13 protein-coding genes, 2 rRNA genes and 1 pseudogene are annotated in these 26,800 nt (G+C 39.5%); 8 read left to right on the top strand and 8 right to left on the bottom strand.

The genetic code is table 11. From position 1 onward, the window contains the following. From DC083_RS09660 to DC083_RS09650, 3 genes are all read right to left on the bottom strand, one after another. On the bottom strand, window positions 1-9,749 hold a 9,749-nt coding region (locus tag DC083_RS09660; RefSeq protein WP_275667408.1), incomplete at its 3' end, for an ESPR-type extended signal peptide-containing protein. A gap of 388 nt (window positions 9,750-10,137) precedes the next feature. Next, window positions 10,138-11,178, bottom strand: a complete 1,041-nt coding sequence (locus tag DC083_RS09655; RefSeq protein WP_109189999.1) for an amidohydrolase family protein — start codon at window positions 11,176-11,178, stop codon at window positions 10,138-10,140. A gap of 430 nt (window positions 11,179-11,608) precedes the next feature. Further along, the gene (locus DC083_RS09650; RefSeq protein WP_109189998.1) at window positions 11,609-12,481 is read right to left on the bottom strand and encodes an NAD(+)/NADH kinase; all 873 of its coding nucleotides are present in this window, start codon (window positions 12,479-12,481) and stop codon (window positions 11,609-11,611) included. 523 nt (window positions 12,482-13,004) lie between these two features. Here DC083_RS09650 and DC083_RS09645 point away from each other — a divergent pair. The 4 genes from DC083_RS09645 to tilS all read left to right on the top strand — a co-directional run bounded on the left by DC083_RS09645 (window position 13,005) and on the right by tilS (window position 19,516). Next, complete coding sequence (locus tag DC083_RS09645) at window positions 13,005-14,426, top strand: sodium:proton antiporter (protein WP_109189997.1); 1,422 nt, start codon at window positions 13,005-13,007, stop codon at window positions 14,424-14,426. 177 nt (window positions 14,427-14,603) lie between these two features. Next, window positions 14,604-15,824 (top strand): aspartate kinase, encoded by a 1,221-nt coding sequence (locus DC083_RS09640; RefSeq protein ID WP_026879343.1) that lies wholly within the window; start codon window positions 14,604-14,606, stop codon window positions 15,822-15,824. Between the two features lie 311 nt (window positions 15,825-16,135). Beyond that, window positions 16,136-17,917: an autotransporter assembly complex protein TamA gene (locus DC083_RS09635; RefSeq protein WP_109189996.1), complete on the top strand. Its 1,782-nt coding sequence runs from the start codon at window positions 16,136-16,138 to the stop codon at window positions 17,915-17,917. Window positions 17,918-18,205: 288 nt separating this feature from the next. After that, window positions 18,206-19,516, top strand: a complete 1,311-nt coding sequence (gene tilS, locus DC083_RS09630) for a tRNA lysidine(34) synthetase TilS (protein ID WP_109189995.1) — start codon at window positions 18,206-18,208, stop codon at window positions 19,514-19,516. 339 nt (window positions 19,517-19,855) lie between these two features. Here the strand turns inward: tilS and DC083_RS09625 are convergent, their stop codons facing one another. Then, window positions 19,856-20,404 carry an LPS assembly lipoprotein LptE gene (locus DC083_RS09625; protein ID WP_109189994.1) on the bottom strand — a complete coding sequence of 183 codons (549 nt, stop codon included), beginning with the start codon at window positions 20,402-20,404 and terminating at the stop codon, window positions 19,856-19,858. A gap of 339 nt (window positions 20,405-20,743) precedes the next feature. Here DC083_RS09625 and DC083_RS09620 point away from each other — a divergent pair, with 339 nt between their 5' ends. Then, on the top strand, window positions 20,744-21,565 hold the full coding sequence (locus DC083_RS09620) for a DUF4236 domain-containing protein (RefSeq protein WP_109189993.1): 822 nt from the start codon (window positions 20,744-20,746) through the stop codon (window positions 21,563-21,565). A gap of 127 nt (window positions 21,566-21,692) precedes the next feature. Here DC083_RS09620 and DC083_RS09615 read toward each other — a convergent pair whose 3' ends face one another. Continuing rightward, window positions 21,693-22,052 (bottom strand): NirD/YgiW/YdeI family stress tolerance protein, encoded by a 360-nt coding sequence (locus DC083_RS09615; protein ID WP_109189992.1) that lies wholly within the window; start codon window positions 22,050-22,052, stop codon window positions 21,693-21,695. A gap of 423 nt (window positions 22,053-22,475) precedes the next feature. Between DC083_RS09615 and DC083_RS09610 the strand changes: the two genes are divergently transcribed. Beyond that, window positions 22,476-22,799 carry a Dabb family protein gene (locus DC083_RS09610; protein ID WP_109189991.1) on the top strand — a complete coding sequence of 108 codons (324 nt, stop codon included), beginning with the start codon at window positions 22,476-22,478 and terminating at the stop codon, window positions 22,797-22,799. An 86-nt stretch (window positions 22,800-22,885) separates the two neighbouring features. Here DC083_RS09610 and DC083_RS09605 read toward each other — a convergent pair whose 3' ends face one another. Next, complete coding sequence (locus tag DC083_RS09605; protein WP_157954925.1) at window positions 22,886-24,034, bottom strand: MBL fold metallo-hydrolase; 1,149 nt, start codon at window positions 24,032-24,034, stop codon at window positions 22,886-22,888. Between the two features lie 167 nt (window positions 24,035-24,201). Here DC083_RS09605 and DC083_RS09600 point away from each other — a divergent pair, with 167 nt between their 5' ends. Both DC083_RS09600 and DC083_RS10395 read left to right on the top strand, forming a co-directional pair. Beyond that, window positions 24,202-25,146, top strand: a complete 945-nt coding sequence (locus DC083_RS09600) for an AEC family transporter (protein ID WP_109189989.1) — start codon at window positions 24,202-24,204, stop codon at window positions 25,144-25,146. Between the two features lie 242 nt (window positions 25,147-25,388). After that, window positions 25,389-25,922 (top strand): annotated as a pseudogene (locus DC083_RS10395) (rhodanese-like domain-containing protein); the annotation flags it as partial. Window positions 25,923-26,398: 476 nt separating this feature from the next. Here the strand turns inward: DC083_RS10395 and rrf are convergent. After that, window positions 26,399-26,513: ribosomal RNA gene (gene rrf, locus DC083_RS09590) — 5S ribosomal RNA — on the bottom strand. Between the two features lie 169 nt (window positions 26,514-26,682). Further along, window positions 26,683-26,800 (bottom strand): 23S ribosomal RNA (locus tag DC083_RS09585); the annotation flags it as partial.

Genomic DNA, 26,800 nt, shown 5'->3' with positions numbered 1-26,800 from the left:
TCATTGCCTTCCTTATCTTTATAAACGATACGAACTTCACCATCTTTACCGTCTAAGCCTGGGCTACCGTCTTTCACTGAGATATTCAGTTCAGGCGATTTGCCATCTTTACCAGCAGGACCGGTTAAACCGATAGATCCATCTTCACCGTTAATCACAACTGAAGATCCATCTTTACCGTTAACACCGATCTTACCATCTACGCCATCTTCACCATCTTTACCTGGTTTTCCGACTTGAAGATCATTGATGCCGGTTAACTTCGATGACATCTTAACGACTAGATCACCATCATCATTAACATCAACACGGAGGTTTTCCGCAGTTGCGTCAGCATCATCTGCTAAATCACCTTTGATAGTTAAAGTCTCACCAAGTTTCTTCTGAACTTCGCCTTTGTTACCGGCAAACTTAAGACCTGCCTCTGTAAGACCTTCTTTAACTTCATCTAACTGACCCTTGTTAACTGCATCTTTTTCATTAACTGCATCCCTAACATTAGAAATCACTTTGTCACCAGCATTAATACCACCTTGAGTTATGCTTGGGCCTCCTGTGATGATTAAGCCTGTATTATCCAACAAGATATCATTGCCTACTTTCACACCACCGTTATTCACAACAGTCTGACCAGTCGTCAAGGATCCGTCTTTACCTAGGTCAAGATTCTTAGCAAGGTTTACTTTAATGCCCTCTTCATCAATAGAGGTTTCGATATTAGCATCACCACCTTTGATATCGAGCTTCTCATTGAGCTTAACCGCTAAATCATCACCTCTATCTGCACCAAACTTGAGACCATCGTCAAGGCTTGCAACTTCTTTCTCATTGCCTTCCTTATCTTTATAAACGATACGAACTTCACCATCTTTACCGTCTAAGCCTGGGCTACCGTCTTTCACTGAGATATTCAATTCTGGCGATTTACCATCTTTACCAGCAGGACCGGTTAAACCGATAGATCCATCTTCACCGTTAATCACAACTGAAGATCCATCTTTACCGTTAACACCGATCTTACCATCTACGCCATCTTCACCATCTTTACCTGGTTTTCCGACTTGAAGATCATTGATGCCGGTTAACTTCGATGACATCTTAACGACTAGATCACCATCATCATTAACATCAACACGGAGGTTTTCCGCAGTTGCGTCAGCATCATCTGCTAAATCACCTTTGATAGTTAAAGTCTCACCAAGTTTCTTCTGAACTTCGCCTTTGTTACCGGCAAACTTAAGACCTGCCTCTGTAAGACCTCCTTTAACTTCATCTAACTGACCTTTGTTAACGGCATCTCTACCATCTTTACCATCAGCAACACCTGCGATCACTTTATCGCCTGCGTTGATGCCATCTTGCGTGATGCTTGGACCTGGTTTGCCATCTTTACCAATGATAGTTAAGCCTGTACCGTTGAGAAGAACATTATCGCCTACTTTCACACCACCGTTATTCACAACGGTCTGACCAGTCGTCAAGGATCCGTCTTTACCTAGGTCAAGATTCTTAGCAAGGTTTACTTTAATGCCCTCTTCATCAATAGAGGTTTCGATATTAGCATCACCACCTTTGATATCGAGCTTCTCATTGAGCTTAACCGCTAAATCATCACCTCTATCTGCACCAAACTTGAGACCATCGTCAAGGCTTGCAACTTCTTTCTCATTGCCTTCCTTATCTTTATAAACGATACGAACTTCACCATCTTTACCGTCTAAGCCTGGGCTACCGTCTTTCACTGAGATATTCAGTTCAGGCGATTTGCCATCTTTACCAGCAGGACCGGTTAAATCGATAGATCCATCTTCACCGTTAATCACAACTGAAGATCCATCTTTACCGTTAACACCGATCTTACCATCTACGCCATCTTCACCATCTTTACCTGGTTTTCCGACTTGAAGATCATTGATGCCGGTTAACTTCGATGACATCTTAACGACTAGATCACCATCATCATTAACATCAACACGGAGGTTTTCCGCAGTTGCGTCAGCATCATCTGCTAAATCACCTTTGATAGTTAAAGTCTCACCAAGTTTCTTCTGAACTTCGCCTTTGTTACCGGCAAACTTAAGACCTGCCTCTGTAAGACCTTCTTTAACTTCATCTAACTGACCTTTGTTAACGGCATCTTTACCATCTTTACCATCAGCAACACCTGCGATCACTTTATCGCCTGCGTTGATACCATCTTTAGTGACACTTGTGCCATCTTTGATGATTAAGCCTTGATCGCCAAGCGTAACGTTCTCGCCTACTTTCACACCACCGTTATTCACAACAGTATTACCAGTCGTCAAGGATCCGTCTTTACCTAGGTCAAGATTCTTAGCAAGGTTTACTTTAATGCCCTCTTCATCAATAGAGGTTTTGATATTAGCATCACCACCTTTGATATCGAGCTTCTCATTGAGCTTAACCGCTAAATCATCACCTCTATCTGCACCAAACTTGAGACCATCGTCAAGGCTTGCAACTTCTTTCTCATTGCCTTCCTTATCTTTATAAACGATACGAACTTCACCATCTTTACCATCTAAGCCTGGGCTACCGTCTTTCACTGAGATATTCAGTTCAGGCGATTTGCCATCTTTACCAGCAGGACCGGTTAAACCGATAGATCCATCTTCACCGTTAATCACAACTGAAGATCCATCTTTACCGTTAACACCGATCTTACCATCTACGCCATCTTCACCATCTTTACCTGGTTTTCCGACTTGAAGATCATTGATGCCGGTTAACTTCGATGACATCTTAACGACTAGATCACCATCATCATTAACATCAACACGGAGGTTTTCCGCAGTTGCGTCAGCATCATCTGCTAAATCACCTTTGATAGTTAAAGTCTCACCAAGTTTCTTCTGAACTTCGCCTTTGTTACCGGCAAAACTCATTCCTTTTTCGGTTAAGTCGGTGCCTACTTTATCAAGCTGACCTTTATTAACGGCATCAGTTGGCTTTTCACCATCAGCAACACCTGCGATCACTTTATCGCCTGCGTTGATGCCATCTTTAGTGACACTTGGGCCATCTTTGATAATTAAGCCTTGATCGCCAAGAGTAACGTTCTCGCCTACTTTCACACCACCGTTATTCACAATAGTATTACCAGTAGTAACCGAACCTTCTTCGCCAAGGTTAAGATTTTTCGCAAGATTCACTTTAATGCCGCTCTCATCTACAGAGGTTGTGATATTACCGTCACCTTTGATATCAAGCTTGTTATTAAGCTTAATCGCTAAATCATCACCACTATCTGCTCCAAAGATTAGCCCATCGTTAAGGTTTGCAACTTGTTGATCATTGCCAGCTTTATCAGTATAGACAATACGGGTTTCACCATCTTCTCCCGGCTTGCCATCCAAACCTTGCTTACCAGCCGACGTGAACTTAATAGTTGTACCATCTTTACCCGCAGGACCTGCTAAGCCAATGGTGCCATCTTTTCCATTGATCACAACAGAAGAACCATTTTTTCCTGTTACGCCAATTTGACCATCAATTCCATCTTGACCATCTGCACCAGCTTTACCCACTTGAAGATCATTGATGCCTGTTAAATTCGATGACATCTTAACGATTAAATCGCCATCCGTATTCACATCTACACGAAGATTATCAGCTATTGCATCAGCATCATCTGCTAAACCACCTTTAATGGTTAAAGTTTCACCAAGTTTCTTATTAATATCGCCTTGGTTACCAGCAAATGTAAGGCCTTTGTTAATAAGCCCTCCCTGCTCTATAAGCTGTTTACCTACATACTCAAAACCTTTATCAACACCATCTCCAATTTTTTTACTATCTTCAATACCTAGAGCTTCTGAGTAGTTTGGCATTTTGAGATTACCATCCGTTCCAATCTCTGATCCTCCACCTAATGCTAGGCTAACACTGTTGCCTAACATAAAGAATTGAGACCCATTAATCGCATCCGTTGAATCTTTAGAAATATCTCCGGCGGCTACACCCGTTAACTTACGACCTACCTTACCATTAGAGAAGTCAAAGATATTAGCATCTTTGGCAAGATCATTATCAATTACGATCTTCTCGCCATCAAGCTTCACAAGACCCGCTTTACCAGAGTTGATATTAGTAATATCACCTTCATTCTTTGTAACTCGCTCATTGGTCGCATGCAGTTGTTTTCCGCTTACCGCTTCATTCGAGCTCTCATTTAAGGTCGCTTCCGCAACGCCGTCGATCTTACGAGCAGCACCCTCTTTACTGCTTACATTAAAAATCGCACCATTCGCGCCTTCCACATCATTATCAAAGACAATCTGGTCACCTTTTACTTGGACAAGACCCGCTTTACCAGAGTTGATATTGGTAATATCCCCTTCAATAGTGGTGATCTTCTCGCCTTGCGCCGTTAATTGACCGCCGACATACTCAAAACCCTCCTCGACACTATTAAGATTTTTATCCGCAGTTAAAACATCTTTATAGTTCGGCATGGTTAAAGTACCATCTTTATCAAACTTCGCACCCGCACCAAATGCTTTTTCAATACCTTTTAGGCTATTATCGGCATTGTTAGTGATATCGGTAATTTGATCACCAATAGTCGTAATATCGCCTTCATTCTTTGTAACTCGCTCATTGGTCGCATGCAGTTGTTTTCCGCTTACCGCTTCATTCGAGCTCTCATTTAAGGCCGCTTCCGCAACACCGTCGATTTTACGAACAACACCATCTTTACTGCTTACATTAAAAATCGCACCATTCGCGCCTTCCACATCATTATCAAAGACAATCTGGTCACCTTTTACTTGGACAAGACCCGATTTACCAGAATTGATATTGCTAATATCCCCTTCAATATTGGTGATCTTCTCGCCTTGCGCCGTTAATTGACCGCCGACATACTCAAAACCCTCCTCGACGCTATTAAGATTTTTATCCGCAGTTAAAACATCTTTATAGTTCGGCATGGTTAAGTTGCCGTCTTTATCAAACTTCGCACCCGCACCAAATGCTTCTTCAATACCTTTTAGGCTATTATCGGCATTGTTAGTGATATTGGTAATTTGATCACCAATAGTCGTAATATCGCCTTCATTCTTTGTAACTCGCTCATTGGTCGCATGCAGTTGTTTTCCGCTTACCGCTTCATTCGAGCTCTCATTTAAGGTCGCTTCCGCAACGCCGTCGATCTTACGAGCAGCACCCTCTTTACTGCTTACATTAAAAATCGCACCATTCGCGCCTTCCACATCATTATCAAAGACAATCTGGTCACCTTTTACTTGGACAAGACCCGCTTTACCAGAGTTGATATTGGTAATATCCCCTTCAATAGTGGTGATCTTCTCGCCTTGCGCCGTTAATTGACCGCCGACATATTTAAAGCCCTCGTCAACGCCGTCTTCAATCGTTTTATCTCCTTCAAGACCTAAAGCTTCTGAGTAGTTCGGCATGGTTAAGTTACCATTTTCATCAAACTTCGCACCCGCACCAAAAGCCTCTGCGATACCTGTGAGGCTATTACCAGAATTATTTGTAATGTTGGTAATTTGATCGCCAATAGTCGTAATATCGCCTTCATTTTTTGTTACACGATTATCAATGTTCTTGACATTCTCATTGGTCGCATGCAGTTGTTTTCCGCTTACCGCTTCATTCGAATCTTTATTTAAAGCAGCTTCCTTAACACCGTCGATCGTACGAACAGCTCCATCTTTACTGCTTACATTAAAGGTCGCACCATTCGCTCCTTCCACTTCATTATTAAAGACAATCTGGCCACCTTTTACTTGGACAAGACCCGATTTACCAGAATTGATATTGCTAATATCCCCTTCAATATTGGTGATCTTCTCGCCTTGCGCCGTTAATTGACCACCGACATATTTAAAGCCCTCCTCAACACCGCCTTCAATCGCTTTATCTCCTCCAAGACCTAAAGCTTCTGAGTAGTTCGGCATGGTTAAGTTACCATTTTCATCAAACTTCGCACCTGCACCAAAAGCCTCTGCGATACCTGTGAGGCTATTACCAGAATTATTTGTAATGTTGGTAATTTGATCGCCAATAGTCGTAATATCGCCTTCATTTTTTGTTACACGATTATCAATGTTCTTGACATTCTCATTGGTCGCATGCAGTTGTTTTCCGCTTACCGCTTCATTCGAATCTTTATTTAACGCGGCCTCCTTAACGCCATCGATCGTACGAACAGCACCATCTTTACTGCTTACATTAAAGGTCGCACCATTCGCGCCTTCCACATCATTATCAAAGACAATCTGGTCACCTTTGACTTGGACAAGACCCGCTTTACCAGAGTTGATATTAGTAATATCCCCTTCAATATTGGTGATCTTCTCGCCTTGCGCCGTTAATTGTCCGCCAACATATTTAAAGCCCTCGTCAACACCGCCTTCAATTGCTTTATCTCCTTCAAGACCTAAAGCTTCTGAGTAGTTCGGCATGGTTAAGTTACCATTTTCATCAAACTTCGCACCCGCACCAAAAGCCTCTGCGATACCTGTGAGGCTATTACCAGAATTATTTGTAATGTTGGTAATTTGATCGCCAATAGTCGTAATATCGCCTTCATTTTTTGTAACTCGCTCATTGGTCGCATGCAGTTGTTTTCCGCTTACTGCTTCATTCGAATCTTTATTTAACGCGGCCTCCTTAACGCCATCGATCGTACGAACAGCACCATCTTTACTGCTTACATTAAAAATCGCACCATTCGCGCCTTCCACATCATTATCAAAGACAATCTGGTCACCTTTTACTTGGACAAGACCCGCTTTACCAGAGTTGATATTAGTAATATCCCCTTCAATATTGGTGATCTTCTCGCCTTGCGCCGTTAATTGACCGCCGACATACTCAAACCCCTCCTCGACACTATTAAGATTTTTATCCGCAGTTAAAACATCTTTATAGTTCGGCATGGTTAAGTTGCCATCTTTATCAAACTTCGCATCGCCACCTAAAGCGATAGCTGCTCCCTGACCTAATACAAAGAGTTGAGATCCATTAATCGCATCAGTTGAAGTTTCAGAAATTTCGCCAGCCGCTACTCCTGTTAACTTACGAGCAACAGGTTTTCCATCTTTATTTCCGGCAATATTGAAAATTGTGGCCTCTTCCGCAATCTTATTATCAACCACTAGAGATTGTTTATCTTCAGAGAGAATAATCAATCCTGGATTACTCGAACCTCCACCAACACCATTTTCTTCAAGATTGACTAATCTTCCATCTAGATACTTAAAACCATCATAAACATTAGTAATGGTTGTACCTACGGGTAACTCTGCAAAGGCCTTAGTGAAATCAACATTCGTTAAAATACCATCTTCGAATGTCGCTTGGCCACCTAAAGCCTTAGCAAGATCATCTCCGACTTGATATAACTGACTACCATTAATTCCATCGGTTGAGGTTGCATTCACAGCTCCTTTTGTCACGCCTCGGAGATTCCCGGTGCCATTAATATCGCTGAGATCAGTCATGTTACTATCTGGATTGAGTGTTAACGAGCCTTTATTAAGGTCAACAACGCCCTTGTCAATACCTAAAGAATCCACTTTCTGATCTTGACCATTAACATCTAAGACTATATCTTTAACGGTTAATGACCCATCTGCTAAGCTGTTTTCTAAAACAACTTTCCCCCCTTGATCCCCTGTCAGGCGAGTTTTCCCACTCCAACTATAATTATTCCCGGCAAGTACTAGAGTCTTATCTTTAGTATCAATCGCCAGATCTCCATCGCCGACAATATCTGCTATCGAACGGAAGTTACGATCCCCCGTGATGGTTAAATCAAGCGTGTTACCATCCTGAATATCATACTTACTCACAAAACTCTGATAGGCGATATAGTTCTCTTCACCACCATCAGAATCTTGTACTAAATTCTGGCTTGTAGTTATTTCAATATTTGCAATGACTGCACCATCTTCTTCGATAGAATTATCTCTATCGATAATCGAGCCATAGACATTGTTACTATCTTTGATACTTAACTTGTCAATATCCTCTCTCGTTAATCCGTCAACATTCTCAATTTTAAGAATATTCTGTTGAGTGCCCTTATCTAAATAGGTGTAATATTCCTTTTCTACAACTGAATTCTCATCAATCCAATCATCGCCAATGATGAGCGTATTATCCTCTCCCTCTAGCTTTAAACTTCCGAGCGTTTGGATATTGGCATCACTCGTGGGTTTTTCCTGCTTGGAAATATCAAAAATAGCGCCATTAGCCATCTCAAGGCCACCGAGCTTCATCCCATTTTGTGCAACCGTAAGCGTCGCATTCTCGCCCATCGCTTGCCCAAGTTTAATAGTGGTATTCTCTAGCATCCCTTTTTGAGCATCAAAAAGGTCTTCATCTGCACCGGCAATATAATTGATGCCATTAAACGCCAATGAGTCACCACGGAAAGTGGTCAGGAAATTCGCTCCTAAAAGCACATTAGTATCGGATGGAAGATCCTCTTCACCTTCACCTCGGTTAAAAACAATACTCCCGGCACTATTAGCCTGCCATTGACCATTTGCATCTTTAGCACCGGTTATTGTGTAATCAAAAGCGATAGAATCATCTATCTCATCCAGATCATCCACTATATAGTTTAAAACTAACAGGCTCTTCTCTCCCTCAAGCGCAATCCGTTCTGCTTTACCAAAAGCATCCACACCTGCGTCTAAGGCAAAATATCGATGTAACGCCCCATCAGCAATAGCAACCGTCCCTGAAAAGCTACTATCATCCGCCACTGAAGTAAAGTCAGCATTAAGATAGAGATCTGCCTCGTCCTCAACACGAATCTGGCCAATACCATGAATTATAGCAGCAGCTACTCCCACCCTAAACTGCCCATTAAAAACAGTATCACTCTCTACATCTTTACCAAAGATGATCTGACTATTCTCCCCTTGCAGATTAATAGTAATATTTGAATTAGGCTCAGTCGTTGTGCCCGAACCGACTCTATCACTTGGAATATTATTTTCATCCACTAACTTGATGCTAGCCCCATCTTTAACATTCATCACCATTGATGCACTTGAAGTCCATTGATCCTCAGGCCTAAATTGAATCAAACCATCAGTAATCGTATATGTAGCACCACCATCTTTTATGGCTATGCTACCCGCATAGAGAGGAGAATTACGGTCTCCTCCACTATAGTTAAAATAGGCACCACTTTCGTTACCTATAGCATCACGCCAATTAATTGCACCAAATCGTGCACCACTCCCTTCAATATTAACTGTACTTGTTGATGAGCCTGTTTTCTCAATCCGATTAATATAGCTACCATCTTCTAAAGTTAAAACAAAAGGAGATTGTTGGGACTCTTGTATAGTCATTGTGGCATTTTGGTAAATACCTTGGTTAGTGATATCCCAGCTACTATTTGTATTGTTTTTAATGACAATAGATTGAATTATATTATTCTCTGCTCCATCTCCGGTAAAAAGGAGTGATTGACCACTACACGTAAGTTCCGATCCAGATCCATCTAAAGTACACCCCTTAGGCAGAGCAAAGAGTGTAGGCTCAGCAGTGGCTACCGTACTGATACCTAATAGGCCGGATAAAAGTAGTGCTTGCCATAATCGATTGGGACGACTCGTCAGTATAGGAGAGCTTTCAACCGCCCCGAATGAATGACTTGACTGACTCTTCCCTAATTCACTTGTAACAACTTTCCGCTGTAATACATTATTCCAAATCACTTTGAAAATTCTATTCATAAACCTTTTCCTATTTCAACAAGCAGTAACGAGGTAATACACATAAGAAAATCAACATTACCCATTACAGAGAGGCACTTAAAAATCACATCAAAAAAATATTTTTATTAACAATTTAACAATATTTATAATATATAATAACAAAAATTAACATAATTTATTTACATAAATTTTATTTATTATACTACTCAAAGTGATTTTTTTGTATATAATTGGAATTTAAAAATAGAATATATCTGTTTTATATAGATAATAATTATTGTTAACAATAAAAAAAGCGACTCTTTCGAGTCGCCTTGTTAGGATCTCCGTCCTTTCCTCCTTATTGTTCTTTAAATCTCAATGCTATTGATTATCCATTAAGATCTTCCATATTCTTATTACATCCTTATTTCACTGCCGCGTAAGGCTCTAAGCCTAATACCATTCGACCATTTTTCGTTGCGATATTAATGGCCGCTTCTAAGTCTGTATAACGGCAACCTGTGATCAATAATTTAAGTTCTTCCCACATATCACCATCGCTAAATGGCAACATATAATCGGCAATATTATCGGTTCCTACGGCAACAGGAATTCCTGCTTTAGTAAGTTCATCTGCCGGGGTAATAGCATTACGTGTTGGACCATGATCCTCTCGGCGAGGACTATCAATCCAAGCAAATGGGCAGGCAATCACCATCATTTGTGCTTGACGCATTTTGTTATAGAGCATTTGACGATACGCTTCATCATGCGCTGTAATTGAGATACTATGGATCGCTACAACGCGCCCTTCCATACCATGTTCAATGGTCTTATCGGCAACAAGCTCTGTCTCTTTCTCATCTTTTGAATTAAATTGATCCACATGAACATGTACCATTTTGCCTTGTGATTTAGCTGTTTGAAGCAAAACATCCATATGAACAGCATCCATACCTTCACCATGATCCCGTAGATCACGACGTGGAAGTCCACCGATAATATCTACTTTTTCAGCGCCCTTATCGAACCAATAGCGGGCTTCTTTATCAATCACACCTTTTAATGTCTGATTCACAAATTTGATCGTAATATCTTTCTTGTAGATCTCGCGCGCTTTGAGTGCCGCATTAATAGCCCGCTCTTCACAAATGGGGTCAACATCGATAAAGCTTCCCACAGCCGTCACGCCTTGTTCGATCATTCGCTCAATCCCCATAGAGAATTGGCGATAATAATCTTCTTCCGTCATACTCTTTTTGATGCGATCTAATGTATCCCATTTCTCAATCAAGGTTTGCGTTTGATAGACTTCAAATCCTTCATAATCAATGGTAAAAGCACGATCACCATGCATGTGCGCATTCACCCAACCACCATTTTCCCGAATATTCTTCAATAAATAAGCTTTTAAGCTACGGGTATCAGTGTAAATTCGGTGTTCTTTCTCTACTAATGTGCTCATGCGGTTCTCCTTGTTATGAATACTATTGGGTATATGTTGATCTTCGGCAGAATGATACTTATCCATTACGGCAAAATCATTCGCGCAAAAAAAAACCTCCTAAATAACGGAGGTTTTTAATCAATTCAATAGAAAAACAGTAGTAATAGCAGTCACAGAGCAATAATTGCGAATCATTTCAGTCATTGCTGAAGCTCGCATCATAGATCGTGTTACTCGTACCATTGTCTCTCCTGATAAAATTCTTAGATCAGTTTCTCTGATCACTGTCATCTAAACAAACGAGTACATTCTAGTGATCAAAAAAATATTTGCAATCTTTTTTTCTCTTTTTAATGCTTTTTCATACATGATCGTATTCAAATAACAGCGATAAATTCCTTTTTAATACACCTTTTTTATGGTGATTCTACAAGTAAAATACCCAATCTTAACGCCGAACATTAGGTTGATTTCCCCAATTCAGCTTCTCTTTTAGAATTGAGAAGTAATGATAATCTTTCGAATGCAGTAAGGTTAAAAGATGATCTGAAGGTTCGATGGTTAAAGTTTCACCAGAAGAGAGTGTGAACAGCTCCTGCCCATCGCACGTAATATTCACAGGGTTTTTTTCTCGATCACTAATCACCACATCAATTCGGCTATTCGATGGAATCACTAAAGGTCTATGGCTAAAGGTATGAGGACAGATTGGCGAAAGTACAATCGCCGGTAATGTAGGATAGATAATCGGGCCACCGGTTGAGAGTGAATAAGCCGTTGAGCCCGTCGGTGTTGCCAAAATTAAGCCATCAGAACGATAAGTAGAGAGATATTGCTGATCTACATACACATCGATCTCGATAAGGCGCGATAATTCTGTCTTATGAATGACCACATCATTCATTGCAAAAGAGCGAAAATCACCATCTATCGAAGCTTTTAATAAAAAACGCTCTTCAAATTGCACATCACCGACTATTATCTCCGATAGATGTTCACTTAAACTCTGTTGATCTAGATCCGTTAAAAATCCTAACCGACCTAAGTTCACCCCTAAAAGCGGAATATTAAATTGATGAACTTTACGGGCAATGCCTAAAAACGTACCATCTCCACCAAATACGATAATGAGGTCCGTTTCTGAAATCGCCTGCATAATCGGTTCGGGGTACGTCAAATTACCACGATAACCAAAATTATCGACTTCAAAACATTCAAGTTGATGAGAAGCAATAATCTCTTTGGTATAAGTGACCGCTTCCTGAATTTCTTGGCTCTCTCTATTACCAAGTATTAAGGCGATTTTTTGAATTTTTTTCATGTTTTATGGTATCGTAAATTATTTAATTATGTGTCACATAGGATAGCACGATACTTTATCCATTAAAGTCCCTATTCGCTGTTTTATTGACACAATCTAAAATAACAATCCCTATTTGCCTACTTGGCAAATTTCTCACAAATGAAATTTTTAACATAATCGAGTTGTCCCTAATATTATAAATATGAATCGGGCAATTCTGCTTTATTGCGGGAATCAATCTGTTACCCACAGTATTTTATTTCTCTATTGATCAGCTGAAATCCTCGACAAAATCGAGCTATTTTCTAATGATTAATCATCAAGTAAGCAATAATAGGACATTGAATTTTAGAAAATGTTTAGAAAAAGCGATATTTTTAACGATTAAAATATTTAATTGTCTGTCACAAGATATAGATCAATTAACGATACTTTCAGTCAGTTAATCTTTCTATATGATTATTTCAAATCAGTCATAGACTCACAAATAATCGTTACAATATCATCCCTCTCAATGCGCAGAATAAATGTTGGAGGTATCATGCGTTATACCCTTTTTTTGTTGCTTAGCCTAGGTCTCTTGCCTAGCGGAGCATTCGCTAGCGAAGTCTCTCTCTTCGATGGTGCGACTCTCTCTCCTTTATGGTCTATTCCTTTTATCGGCATTATTCTCTCCATTGCCATTTTTCCGCTGTTTGCGCCTATCACTTGGGAACATCATTACGGTAAAATTACGGCAGGTTGGACGCTCCTCTTCTTTATTCCCCTTATTATCATGTATGGCGCTGGCGTTTCGGTAAATATTTTTGCGCATGCGCTGATTGAGGAATATATTCCGTTTATTCTGTTGCTATTAGTCCTCTTTGCCGCTTCCGGCGGTATTCATATCTCCGGCAATTTAGTCGCAAGTCCTAAATTTAATGTCTCTATTCTCGCCATTGGTACGCTCCTTGCTTCCGTCATGGGAACCACCGGTGCGGCAATGTTGTTGATTCGTCCTATCTTAATGGCTAATCGTAATCGTAAACATCGGATGCATATTCCGATCTTCTTTATCTTCTTAGTGGCGAATATCGGTGGCGGTTTAACTCCCCTTGGCGATCCACCACTTTTCTTAGGTTTCTTAAATGGTGTTGATTTCTTCTGGACGCTTGAGCATATGTTCCTGCCTGTGCTTATCTTCTCAGTGATTCTTCTGACAGTTTTTTACTTTATCGATCTCTATTTCTTCAGAAAAGAGCAGATAGCGAAACCGACAGAGAGCACCACGATTGTGATCTTAGGAAAACAGAACTTCTTTATTATTCTCGGCGTGCTATTTGGCATTATCCTCTCCGGCGTTTGGATTCCTGGTATTTCCTGGGATGTCTTTGGGGTAGATGTTCATATTGAAAATGTACTTCGAGACCTTTTATTTATTGTCTTAACGATTGTCTCGCTTAAAATCACTTCAAAAGAGATTCGTGAAGCGAATAACTTCAATTGGGAACCGATTATTGAAGTTGCCAAACTCTTTGCTGGTATCTTCCTTACCATTGTGCCGGTCATTACGATCTTAGAAGCAGGTAGTAATGGGGCATTCGGTGCAATTTTAGATATTACCCATACTGCCGATGGTCAACCTATTAATGTTGTCTATTTCTGGGTGACAGCTGCACTCTCTGCATTCTTAGATAATGCACCGACTTATCTTGTCTTCTTCAAAATGGCAGGTGCACAAGCCCCCGAAGGTATGGCCGCTGCGGACTATCTTATGAATGCAATGCCGGCAACATTATTAGCGATCTCAATGGGTACTGTCTTTACAGGACCATTAACCTACATCGGTAACGCACCAAACTTTATGGTTAAATCGATGGCAGAACAAGAAGGCATAAAAATGCCCTCTTTCTTCGGCTATATGTTCATTGCGATCATTGTTCTTGTACCGGTGTACATCTTATTAAATCTCATTTTCCTGTAATGTAAAAACCGCATAATATTGCATCAAAAGCATCACAGAAAGATGTGAGTAAAAGTGAAAAAAGCACTAGATTTTCTAGTGCTTTCTTGTAATATTTATAAGACGGTCGTGAAAAATTCAATCGCGATCGAATCTAAGAAAAATCGTACTTATCATCAAATAAGGCAGGATAAAATAATGACGCTGTTAGTACAAAAATATGGAGGAAGTTCTGTTGCGACCATTGAACGTATTCAGAATGTCGCGCGCCGTATTCAAAAATATCATAATGAAGGACACCAAATGGTCGTCGTTCTCTCGGCAATGTCTGGAGAAACCGATCGTCTCATTGGTCTTGCCAATGCCATTACTAAACGCCCTAACCCTCGGGAGATGGATGCGCTTGTATCAACGGGGGAGCAAGTCAGTATCTCTCTTCTCTGTATCGCTTTAGAAGCGATGGGCATTAAAGCAAAATCTTATAACGGCGATCAAGCACGCATTATTACCGATCACGCGCATACTAAAGCGAGAATTAAAAATATCGATACTACTGATATGGAAGATGATCTTGCGGCAGGTTATGTGGTCGTTGTCGCAGGCTTCCAAGGCGTGACGGAAGATGGCTCAGTCACGACACTAGGTCGAGGTGGCTCTGATACAACAGCGGTAGCCCTTGCTGCACGCTTGAATGCCTCAGAATGCCAAATCTTCACCGATGTGGATGGTGTTTATACCACAGATCCTCGCATTGAGCCCAAAGCGCGTAAATTGGATAAAATTGCCTTTGAAGAGATGTTAGAACTCTCAAGTTTAGGTTCTAAAGTATTACAAATTCGCTCTGTTGAGCTTGCCGCAAAAAATCGTGTTCCCATTCGTGTTCTCTCTTCACTCATCGATAATAATGAGGGAACGCTTATAACTACAGAAAAGGATATTGATATGGAAGCAGCCATTATCTCTGGTGTTGCCACAAGTAAGAATGAAGCTAAAATTACAGTATTAGGTGTTCCGGATCAACCAGGAATCGCCTTTAATATTTTAGAACAAATTAGTAATGCCAATATCGAAGTGGATATGATTGTACAAAATATCTCTCAAGATGGGACTACTGATTTTACCTTTACCGTAAATGAGATCGACTTTGATAAAGCCCTAGAAATCACTGAAGCATCTGCAAATGAGATGGGTGCTCGTAAAGTGCTCGGCGATAAAGATATTGTAAAAGTATCACTTGTCGGTTTAGGAATGCGCTCTCACGCCGGTGTTGCGAGCTTAATGTTTAAAGCCCTTGCGGATGAAAAGATCAATATCAAAATGATCTCGACCTCTGAAATCAAAGTTTCAGTGGTTATTGAAAGCAAATATCATGAGCTTGCAGTACGTACACTGCATGAAGCATTTAAACTTGCAGAATAAAATTCAACAGCATTATTGATCAATAATGCTAGATTGAATCTAACAATAGAATAGTATAACAATACCTAAATAGATTTCTCTACGATTGAAAAGGGACTATTTAGGTATTTTTTTGCCCCTTTAATAAAGCCCTTGAATCAACACCGAACGAATATTTAATATTTCACTGCATTTATACCATTTAACTGTAGGATTTCGATTCTAATTCAGCGGGAATCTTTGCACTTATAAAGGAATGCATTAAAATAGAGAACTATCTAACCAATAACAGAGGATCTTCTCCGTTACTATACCTAGGACGGTGCCATTTTATGAGAAAGATTAGCTATTTTCTAACGACCTTGTTTCTGTTAATTCCTGCGCAATTTAGCTTCGCAGAACGTCAGCTTTCTGTTGCCATAGAGGGAATTACCAATAAAAAGGCTTTAGAAAATGCTCAAAATGCCACCGAACTCTACCAACTCAATGGTAAAGAAGCACCTTCAGATTTGCGTATTCAATGGCTCTATGAGGAAGGTGCAAAAGAGATTGCTGATGCGCTACAACCTTACGGCTATTATCGGGCAAAAATCAAAGGCAATCTCCTCTACGAAGGAAATACCGTTAAAGTGGTCTATCAAGTCACGCCTAATGAACGCATTCCCATTGGTGAACTCAATCTCGGCATTACTGACTTAGAAGCAATTAAAGATCGTCCAACAAAAGAAGCAATGAGTGAATATCAGGCTTTTGATACTATCTTAACATCGACTAAGATGAAAGTCGGCGCACCATTGAATCATACCCAATATGAATCGACAAAAAGCAAACTCTCACAAAAAGCCTCTGAATTGGGTTACTTTGATGCCTATTACCCTGAACACCAAATTTTAGTCAATCTCGACGACTATAAGGCTTATATTGATCTTGAGATGACCTTAGGTGAACGCTACGTATTCGGCAATACTACCTTTCATCAAGAATATTTTGATAATGCATTCCTTGAACGATTTCTCATCGGAATGAAAGAGAGCAATGATTATAGCGATCAGAAATTGGTGAAATTACAATCCAACTTCAATGAATCAAACTACTTTGAAGATGCGGTGATTGTTCCTAAAATTAATACTGAAGAGAAAGATGTTCCGCTCGATATCTATCTTCGTCTTAGAAAACAGCGCACATTAACGCTCGGTCTCGGTTACTCCTCTGATATCGGTCTTAAAACTATGGGTGGAATGACCTGGCATTATGTTAATCCTTATGGTCATCGTTTAGTCACCAGCTTCCTATTTGCACAGAAAAAGCGAGATGCGCTCATCAACTACCAAATCCCCGGCTCTGATCCGCTCAAAGATCAATATAATATCTTCGCTAAATATGACTATGAAGATACATCCACTAAGGATTACACCACTTATATGGTGGGAGTTTCTAAAGAACGTATTCGTGAACAGTATAAGTATGGCTATTCTCTACACTATCAATATGATAGATTCCGAGATTTTGATGGTAGTAAACAGAATAGTCGTTATTTTGTTCCGACAATCTATGGTGAATGGAAGACAGCACCCACCATTCCTTTCGATCAGTTCGGCATGATAATCGATGGTCAATTACGGGGAGCCTCCGGTAAAGTACTCTCAACAACCACTTTCCTTCAAGCTAAATTAGGCGCTACCGCCTTTGTTCCTTTGGGGGAAAATAATCGATTTATTCTTCGAGGTGCGGCAGGCTATACCAAAATTCGAGATCGTGATATGCCACGCCTGCCTCCTAGCCTTCGTTTCTATGCCGGAGGTGATAACTCAGTGCGCGGGTATAAATATGATGGGATTGGTGATAAAGGCTACAACGGCGATATTTACGGTGGGAAAAAATTAATCGTAGGTAGTATTGAATATGAGCATAAAATTATCCCGAGTCTCTCTGTGGTTGCCTTTGTCGATGCCGGTGATGCTTATAATAGTAAGCTAGAGCTCAAATATGGTGCCGGCGCCGGTGTTCGTTGGTACTCCCCGATAGGTACAGTTAAGCTTGATTTAGCCCATGGTTTTGATAAAGAGTATGGTGATACTGTTCGACTACATCTTAATATTAACAGTGAGCTGTAACGATCAGAGAATTAGGCTATTTCCCCTAAAACCTTAAAATCAGATTTTACTGTGTGATCGGTACGCTACTATTACGCATTAAGTATGTATTCATGCATTGTATATAGTAAGATCGGTTCAAAATAAGCTTGTTGAAATGCCGGCATATCGGTTGATACGAGGCAAGGAAGCCTTTCTATCCGGCATCTTGCAAGTATTGTTTAGTAAAATTGATGATTTTTTAAAATCTCACTGCGACTTAAAAAATCATTTTTCTTAAACCAAATTTACTATAAATTTCAAATAAATATGACCAATAACCCTACTCTTCCCCGTTGGTATCATGAGATATTTCAACGTTATGCTTCTATTTTACAAACAAAATCAGCACTCTATGTTGCTTTAAGTGCTGGTGTTGATTCTAACACTCTGCTCCATTGGCTCTACAGCTTTAAAGCCGAGCTTCCACCTATTTATACTATTCATGTGAATCATAATTGGCATGATAATTACTCTCACCTATGGGCGCTCTTTGCTCGCAGGCGCTCTGAGCAATATGGCTTTACCCATATCCATTATGAAGCCCATTTCCCTGACCATGATCCTCGAGGATTAGAAGCGGCCGGAAGAGAGATGCGCTACCGTAAATTTGGCGAGACAATGCAAGAAAATTCCCTACTTTGCGTCGGACATCATCGCTCAGATCAAGCAGAAACCGTAATGCAACGGCTCTTACGTAGCGCGGGCGTTCGAGGATTAGGCGCTATGCGAGATTTTAATACCGTACAATTTGGCGAGTATGAGATCGAACTATTTCGCCCTTTCCTCTCTATCTCCAAAATGACGCTCTATCGCACTGCGATTGATCTACAAATTCCTTGGATGGAGGATTATAGCAATCATGAAACCGAAGAGATGGAACGTAATATTATTCGTAATGAGATCTTCCCTGCTATTGAAGGACGATTCCCCCAATATGAGAGTGCCTTTTATCAAGTCTCACAGTTTATGCAAGAAGCGGATGATCTCTTAGTGGAAGTCGCCGAAGAAGATTTGAAAATGGTGGGGGATCATCAGGATCTATCACAATTGTCATTGCCGGCACTTTTAAAACTCTCTCCTCGCCGGCAGAAGAATCTGTTACAAATTTGGATTCGTCCTTGGCATATCTCATTTTCAGCCAAACAATTACAGGAATTTTTCCGTACCTTTATCGAACAATCCCCTACACATCAAAGTCTCTTTAAACTTAAGGAATATGGTATTTACTACTATCAAGGAAAACTCTATTTACGCCCACTAAAATCTCCTATTATCAAAGACTTTACACTGATCCCTGCTCCCAATGCACCGACAGCTGAATTTTGGCAACAAAATCCTTGTCGTCTAATCCCAAGAGCTGGTGGTGAGCGTTTTCATCCTATTGGCCGCCATAAAAGTCAAACCTTAAAAAAACTGCTACAAGAAGCAGAACTGCCACAGTGGGAACGCACACAATGTTGGCTACTCCAATCAATCAAAACTGGCGATATTCTCTGGGTGAATCATTTAGGCTTTGCACAATCACTGGCTCCATTTATGGCTCAAGAAGGTTTAATCCCTAAACTGATTACGCAATAAAAGAGATAGAATTGATAAATTCCGATAGAATCGATAAATTCCATTCAATAAACTCATACTATGAGTTCTATGAACAATACAAAGGCCACATAGCGTGGCCTTGATTTTTAGATTTTAACTATCATCACTTTTATAGTGAGATCGGTTCAAAATAAGCTTATTGAAATGCCGGCACATCGATTGTAATAAGTCATAAAATCGTTCTATCCAGCATCATGCCACTATTGTTTAGTACGGTTTTATATTTTTTTAAATATTCCGCAATAGCTATTTAAAAACCTTTTTTCTTAAGCCCATAACCTGACTAATCAACTTAATTCCTTAACTTGAACAACAAATCTAATGGATACGTGCAATTTTCAATGCATTGAGTAATTGAGTAATATTCTGTTGGACAGCTAAATTCCGTGCATCCACTGCGCGAGTAGTTCCTAAATAAGCAGTTGTGACCGGCACTTTCTCAGTTGAAGTAATCTCTTGATCAAATAGAATCTTGCCACTCTTCTCATCCACTAATTGATACCGGACCACCATGGTTGTCGGAAATTGTAAACCCACACTTAATTGGCTAAATTGAAGCACGGTTGCTTTTAAGATCGCACTCTCTTTTGTACCACCAAACAACGTAGATTCATCTAAACTCTCTTGCAGTGCCTCAGCAAAGGCCTTTTTAAAGACAGGCTCATAGTTTCCTTTGCCCTCCACATTGAAAAAGAAGTGGTCTACAGGCTCAGCTTTAGCAATTTCAACATCCACTGCTCCTAGATGCAGTGGAATACGCTCTGCTTGTGTAATAGGGGTTACATCAGTTTCAGGTATGTATTGAAAATGATTTGTTGAGCAACCCGCAATGAGTAATAACAGCGCTAAAGAGGTTAATTTTTTCATAAGATACTCCTATCTAGTAAGGGAGATAGCGCCGATGACCATTCATAATAGATCTGGTTGAGTTCGGACGCTATTTTTAAAATAGTACAAAGACTATCGTACTTAATCTCTAATTTGCTATTATACGCTCAATAATTACTGACATTTATTGGTAATTTTTATCAAAAATTTATCTATTTTTAATCTTTCTAATCACAAGGATGTGAATTTTATTTAACTAATCTTTAATACGAAATACAAATGCCATAAAAATAATATCCGCTCATTTCCTAACAAAATGAGAATACTATTTCAAACAGCGCAATATTTTTGTATTAAAGCATCCATGGGGGTTAGCAAATGGGTTTACGTTTTAGAAAAAGAATTAAACTAGCCAAAGGGCTCTACATTAATATTGGTTCCAAAGGGATCTCTAGTATCTCTGCCGGCATTCCTGGTGCAACGATTAATACCAAAGGTCACACCCGCCTCTCACTTCCCGGCAGTGGGCTCTATTATCAAACAAACCTGTTATCTCATGCATCTAAATCAACCCGTAAAATAGAGACAGCGACAAATAGGGATTCAAATACAAATAATACCTATCGTTTGAATATTAATACATTACCCATTGACTTCAATTCTCTTGAAGAGATATCCGCTTATCTTATGGAAAATCATTATCATGGGGATATTCCGCCCTTAAAACTTTCTGGTTTACGCGTAACGATTTATGTCATTATTACGTTACTCATCTCGGCATTTGCTACAACGAATAGCATGATCTCTCCAGGAGTTGCCTTGATTGGCGCAATTTTACTTCTCACACTCTATCACCAACTTTGGGCAAAACCTCACCATTTAAAAAAGGCGACAGAGAAGATTAAAGCTGAAGCACTAAAGTGTCACGCTGATATCAATGAGGACTTAGAGGCACTATATGCACAATATCCTTCGGTAGATACCGTGGCTAAAATCTTATTTAAACATCTATGGATTGGAGAAACTAAAGCCCAATTGATCGCATCTCTAGGGGAACCTGATAAAGAGAACACTACTGTAAAAGCGACTAAAACAATTGAAAATCTCTATTTCAATCCGCTCAATGGTCGCAGTTATGAAGTAAAAGTGACCTTAGAAAATGGCCTCATATCCACTTGGACCGTGAATAATCTGGCATAAAAGATACCCAGATAAGAAGGAAGTAAGCTCACTAAAAAAGCCTCGAATGCATCATATTGCACTCGAGGCTCTAATATTTCATAACTTCGGTTCTTAAAAGTATTACTAGGATCTATATCGATTCTAATTACTTCTTAAGAATCACATAATCGACATCGATATTAGTCGGTTTGAAGTGATGACGATCCACCTCCCCTTTTAAGATCACTGTATCTTCAGGAGTTACTCGTAAACCGTACCAATCATCATCATCAATTTCTACCACAATCTCACCGGACGCATCTCTAAAGAGATAATGTTCATTACCTAAAGCTTCCACAATGGATCCCTCTAAAGTGACTTTGGTATCATCTCGTAGCTCTTGTGCGGCTTTTGCAGTCACAATGCCTTGAGGAGCAACACTACCACTTGCTGCTGGGCCCACAAATTGAGCAGATGCCACTGATGTAGTCAGAATTAACGCTGAAAATAATAGAACTTTACGCATAATGGACTCCTTGTCGTTATCCTAAATTCATTTTAAAGGTCAGTAAAAGCAAAAGTGGAACTAAACCCTCTCCCAATATTTTAAAATCTCTCTATCCCACCCGAATATTGGAAGGCTCTGCTTTTACTGCTTAAGGATAATATAAGGCCTCAACCTTAAGTGAAGCTTAATACATTGAATTTAAATATATTTTTATATGAGCAATGAGTATCTACTCACCAACATAGTTGCATAAATCGTTTTAAGCTTTGATACTACCCTAGGAAATATCGTAATCTATTGCTTCAAGATCACTCTGAAATATTTTCTAAAGAATCTATTAAGCTCAATATACGGACAACTTGAAGAGATCGAAGCTTAATATTACGATTATTAATTCTCTTACTCTTACTCTTTCTATTTCTATCAATACAAAGGCTTTTTATGATTAAACATATTGTTCTTGTTCGCTTCAAACCTGATACAGCACTATTCGATATCGAAGCTATTTTTACAAAAATTGGGAATTTACAATCGATCTTACCCACGATGAAATCTTATGATTATGGTCGATACAATGGTTCAGATGAACGATATAAAGGTTTTGATTATGCTTTTTATATGGAATTTGATACAGCAGAGGAACGTGATGCTTATCTGATTAACCCTGAACATGTAAAGGTAGGAACAGCACTTCGAGCGATGTTAGATACAGAAGGTTCAGAGTCCTTTTTTGCCTTTGATTACGATACCACGCGGTTAATTTAGAGCCTTTATTCCTATTTATTCTCCATTATAACCTAGCCTATAACCGCCGGCATTCCTTGCTCACAATAGCAATGCCGGCGACAATATTACTGAGGCTTCATTATTATTGATGATGCTTCATCCGTAAGTAAAATCGTCTGATTAATCTTAAGCGCTTCAAATGCATTGAGTGGCAATCCTGCTTCTTGTAGACTGCGCTTTAATGATTCAATAGGATCATCGAGAGATTCATCGGTTAACTCAAAAATCCCCCAATGGATTCCCACGGAATAACGAATATTTAATGCTTGATGTAATCGCACAGATTCCTGTGGATTCATATGTTGAGGAGCCATCAAATCTCTTGGCAAATAAGCACCAATAGGCAAAAATCCCAGATCGATATTCGGGAAATAATCAGCAATCGTCAATAATTGGGAACCATAACCGCTATCCCCACTGAAATAGATCGTCTTTCCTGCAAATTGCAGCATATATCCACACCAAAGCGAGCGATTACGATCCCAAATCCCGCGCTTACTCCAGTGTTGTGCTGGAACTGCCGTTATTTTTAAATTGGCACTGTCAGAGATCACATGATCATTTGTTGCTCTCTTACCTTGATCTGCTCTATTGTGTTCTTCCTGATCTTGATTATCACTATTTTGATTGCCCGTTAAATCCACAATATGATGAGATAATGCCTCATATTGAGCAAACCAATCTAACGCAATAACGCGAGTAATTCCTCTTTTATAAAACCAACGTTCTAATCCTAAGGGCACAATAAAAGTCACTAAAGGGAAATGAAATAATATCTCTCGGATTGTGGTTAAATCAAGGTGATCATAATGATTATGGGAAATTAACACATAATCTAAATTAGGTAACTCAGAGATTGACCAGTTTATCGCCACTTTCCGCTTAGGACCTAAAAAAGAAAATGGGGATGCCCGCTCTGAAAAAACCGGATCGATTAGCAAACCATAATCGGGTGTATGCAGATAGATAGAAGCGTGCCCAAGCCAAGTAACATAATGATGATCCTCACTCGGCAAAGTTAAAGGTAAACACCACTCATTATAAAATTGCGTATAGCCCTCTTTGGGTGCTTTTGGTAAATGCTCCTTCCGGCGTCGCCATAACCATTGCAATGCTTCCCATTGATTTAATCTTGTCGGTGGATTATTTTCAAAGCCATAGAGCCGATGATGAGGTTTATCAGGATTGTAATGTGGATTCTTATAACGAAACAAGGTTATTGCCTCTCACGGAATAGTATATTTCAAATAGATATCAATATTTTACCCAACTAATAGAGAATTGGGAACTCTTGTACTTTACCCTTAAAAATTGCTAGAGTGTTCAAGAGTAATCAATCGCTCACCCATCGCTATCGTTTTCTCTCTTGAGGTCCTATTTAATGCTCGCTTTTTTTCAATCCTTCATCTTGCAAGTTTATGCCTTATTGCCTTTCTTTATTTTAATTGGCACTGGCTATCTGCTTATTCGAGGATTTAAATGGCCCCATACATTTACAGAAGGACTCACCCGTTTTCTCTTCAATCTTGCGATTCCGGTGATGCTCTTTGGGGTAATGAGCCAATTTCATAAACAGAAAGCAATGGATCCTAGGTTAATTATTGCCTATTTCGGTGCCTCTTTTGTTCTCTTTTTTGTGGCACAAATCTATAGTCGAAAGATTTTGAAACTCTCCGCACAAGAAGCCTCTGTTTTTGGAATTGGGGGGATATTTTCTAATAACGTAATGATTGGTATCCCGATTATTATGCTCTTTATGGGAGATAGTGCAATTGCTGTCTCTGCATTAATTATTAGCTTCAATGCATTATTACTCTGGAGTTTGGTCTCATTTGCCATTGAGTGGGCAGAACATGGATCATTCTCAGTCAGAGGTATTATTCATACCTTACAAGGTGTTATCAAAAATCCGATCATCATTGGAATTATGTTAGGCTTACTAACGAGCTTTCTTCATATCCCCATTCCTAGCTTCATTGATAAAACAATTACAATGTTCTCCAATATGGTGGCACCACTTTCACTTTTAGTCTTAGGAATGGGGCTTGCAAGATATAAGCTTGGGGCAAATCTCAAGATTGGTATAAATATTACAATTTTCAAATTAATTCTACACCCACTTTTTATTTGGGGTGCTGCTGTACTATTAGGGCTTCCCGCCTTTGAGACAAAAGCCATTGTCATATTAGGTTCAATTGCCACCGGAATGAATGTCTATCTAATGTCATTACAGTTTCAAGTCATCGAAGATGCCGTAGCCTCAAGTATTATCTTAACGACTATTCTTTCCGCAATCACGACACCGATTATCGTCATATTGATTTAGAAAATTCTAGATACAAATAGAGCACGATCAAATAGTGAAAATATCAATCCTTTACAGAAATTTTATAAGCTATTGAAGGCCCTCAACCAAATTATAAAATTATCTTTTTTATATATTAATTTATTTGATTATATATAATCAATATTATATATTTATATATTCAGTATATCTGCATGATTCATAAGGAATCTGTATAAGTTACCGTTCTATAATATTTATATGCGATAAGGAGTCTTCAATATATGCGTAAATTAATACTTTCAAGCCTCTTTTTATTAACCTCTTTTGCCTTTGCCGGACAAGAGATCGGTATGGCTCCTGAGACAGTCTATCAGATGAAAATTACTGAAGAAGAGCCTGTACTTTTTATTGATGTCCGCGATCCTGTAGAGATTATGTTTATAGGGGGTACCGATATGGTAGACCTCAATATCCCTTATATGCTCGTAGATCGTGATAGCTGGAATGAAGAACGAGGAACATTTGAGTTACATCTCAATCCTAATTTTACAACAGAAGTTGCACAAGCCTTAGCAGATAGAAATCTTCCTCAAGATACTCTAATCGTAACAATGTGTCGCTCAGGCAGTGAACGTGGTAAACCAAGCGCTGATGCACTACGAGAAGCAGGTTTTACTAACGCCCATTATGTTGCCAATGGCTTTCAAGGAGATGCTATAAAAACAGGAGATAATAAGGGCTTTAGAACACAAAACGGTTGGCAAAATTCAGCACTTCCTTGGACACCCAAAGTAGATGGTAATAAAATCTATAGAGGTGCAGTAAATAAGAGAGATACCGATAATGATACTAGTGACGAGAATAAAGATAATGTTCAGTCTCAGTCTGTAGAAAAGTTAGATACTACCGATACAAAAGAGTTATCTAACAATATTTCCTCACAAACCCCCTTATCTACAGCAACACATAATAGTGATCAAGCTGATATTAAAAAAGAGGATTCCTCTCAAGAATCAATCAACTCAAGTAATAAGGCTGTAGATTTACAAAAAACTAAAGAGGAACACAAAATAGCAACTGAAGCCACAGACTCGAAAAACTCAAAAGTAATAACGGCTCCAGAGCAGTCTTCAGAAATAGATAGTAAAAAACTACCTTCTATTCCTACAAAAGAGAAAGAAGCGGATGATATCATTACTTTAGAAAAGTCTGCATAACTTGATATCCCCTAAACTTTTAATAGACAAAAGAAAAACCCCTAGTTCATTGAACTAGGGGTCTCTTGATTAAGCCCTGGAAATGACCTACTCTCACATGGGAACTCCCACACTACCATCGGCGCTGCTACGTTTCACTTCTGAGTTCGGGACGGGATCAGGTGGTTCCATAGCGCTATTGTTTCCAGGAAAACTGGTTTGTGTTTGAAGTGCCGATGCATCTCTGCATTCTATATCGCACTCCACTCACGAATAAATTTGATTAGTTGGTTAGTAACAGCAAGTAGACTGTATTCATAGTTTTAACTTTGGAAACGCTCATGTCTCATTGTAAGACAAATTGTCTAAGACCTATTATATGGTCAAGCCTCACGGTCAATTAGTATTGGTAAGCTCAATGCATTACTGCACTTACACACCCAACCTATCAACGTCGTAGTCTTCGACGGACCTTCAGAGGGGTTAAACCCCTAGGG

It is taken from the genome of Ignatzschineria ureiclastica, from assembly GCF_003121845.1.
Taxonomy (GTDB): Bacteria; Pseudomonadota; Gammaproteobacteria; order Cardiobacteriales; family Wohlfahrtiimonadaceae; genus Ignatzschineria; species Ignatzschineria ureiclastica.
This window is presented reverse-complemented; position numbering and strand designations above follow the sequence as displayed.

What these genes read in the sequence shown, in the direction of transcription:
- DC083_RS09655 (WP_109189999.1), bottom strand. Translation starts at nt 11,178, where the DNA reads ATGAGCACATTAGTAGAGAAAGAACACCGAATTTACACTGATACCCGT.
- DC083_RS09650 (WP_109189998.1), bottom strand. Translation starts at nt 12,481, where the DNA reads ATGAAAAAAATTCAAAAAATCGCCTTAATACTTGGTAATAGAGAGAGC.
- DC083_RS09645 (WP_109189997.1), top strand. Translation starts at nt 13,005, where the DNA reads ATGCGTTATACCCTTTTTTTGTTGCTTAGCCTAGGTCTCTTGCCTAGC.
- DC083_RS09640 (WP_026879343.1), top strand. Translation starts at nt 14,604, where the DNA reads ATGACGCTGTTAGTACAAAAATATGGAGGAAGTTCTGTTGCGACCATT.
- DC083_RS09635 (WP_109189996.1), top strand. Translation starts at nt 16,136, where the DNA reads ATGAGAAAGATTAGCTATTTTCTAACGACCTTGTTTCTGTTAATTCCT.
- tilS (WP_109189995.1), top strand. Translation starts at nt 18,206, where the DNA reads ATGACCAATAACCCTACTCTTCCCCGTTGGTATCATGAGATATTTCAA.
- DC083_RS09625 (WP_109189994.1), bottom strand. Translation starts at nt 20,404, where the DNA reads ATGAAAAAATTAACCTCTTTAGCGCTGTTATTACTCATTGCGGGTTGC.
- DC083_RS09620 (WP_109189993.1), top strand. Translation starts at nt 20,744, where the DNA reads ATGGGTTTACGTTTTAGAAAAAGAATTAAACTAGCCAAAGGGCTCTAC.
- DC083_RS09615 (WP_109189992.1), bottom strand. Translation starts at nt 22,052, where the DNA reads ATGCGTAAAGTTCTATTATTTTCAGCGTTAATTCTGACTACATCAGTG.
- DC083_RS09610 (WP_109189991.1), top strand. Translation starts at nt 22,476, where the DNA reads ATGATTAAACATATTGTTCTTGTTCGCTTCAAACCTGATACAGCACTA.
- DC083_RS09600 (WP_109189989.1), top strand. Translation starts at nt 24,202, where the DNA reads ATGCTCGCTTTTTTTCAATCCTTCATCTTGCAAGTTTATGCCTTATTG.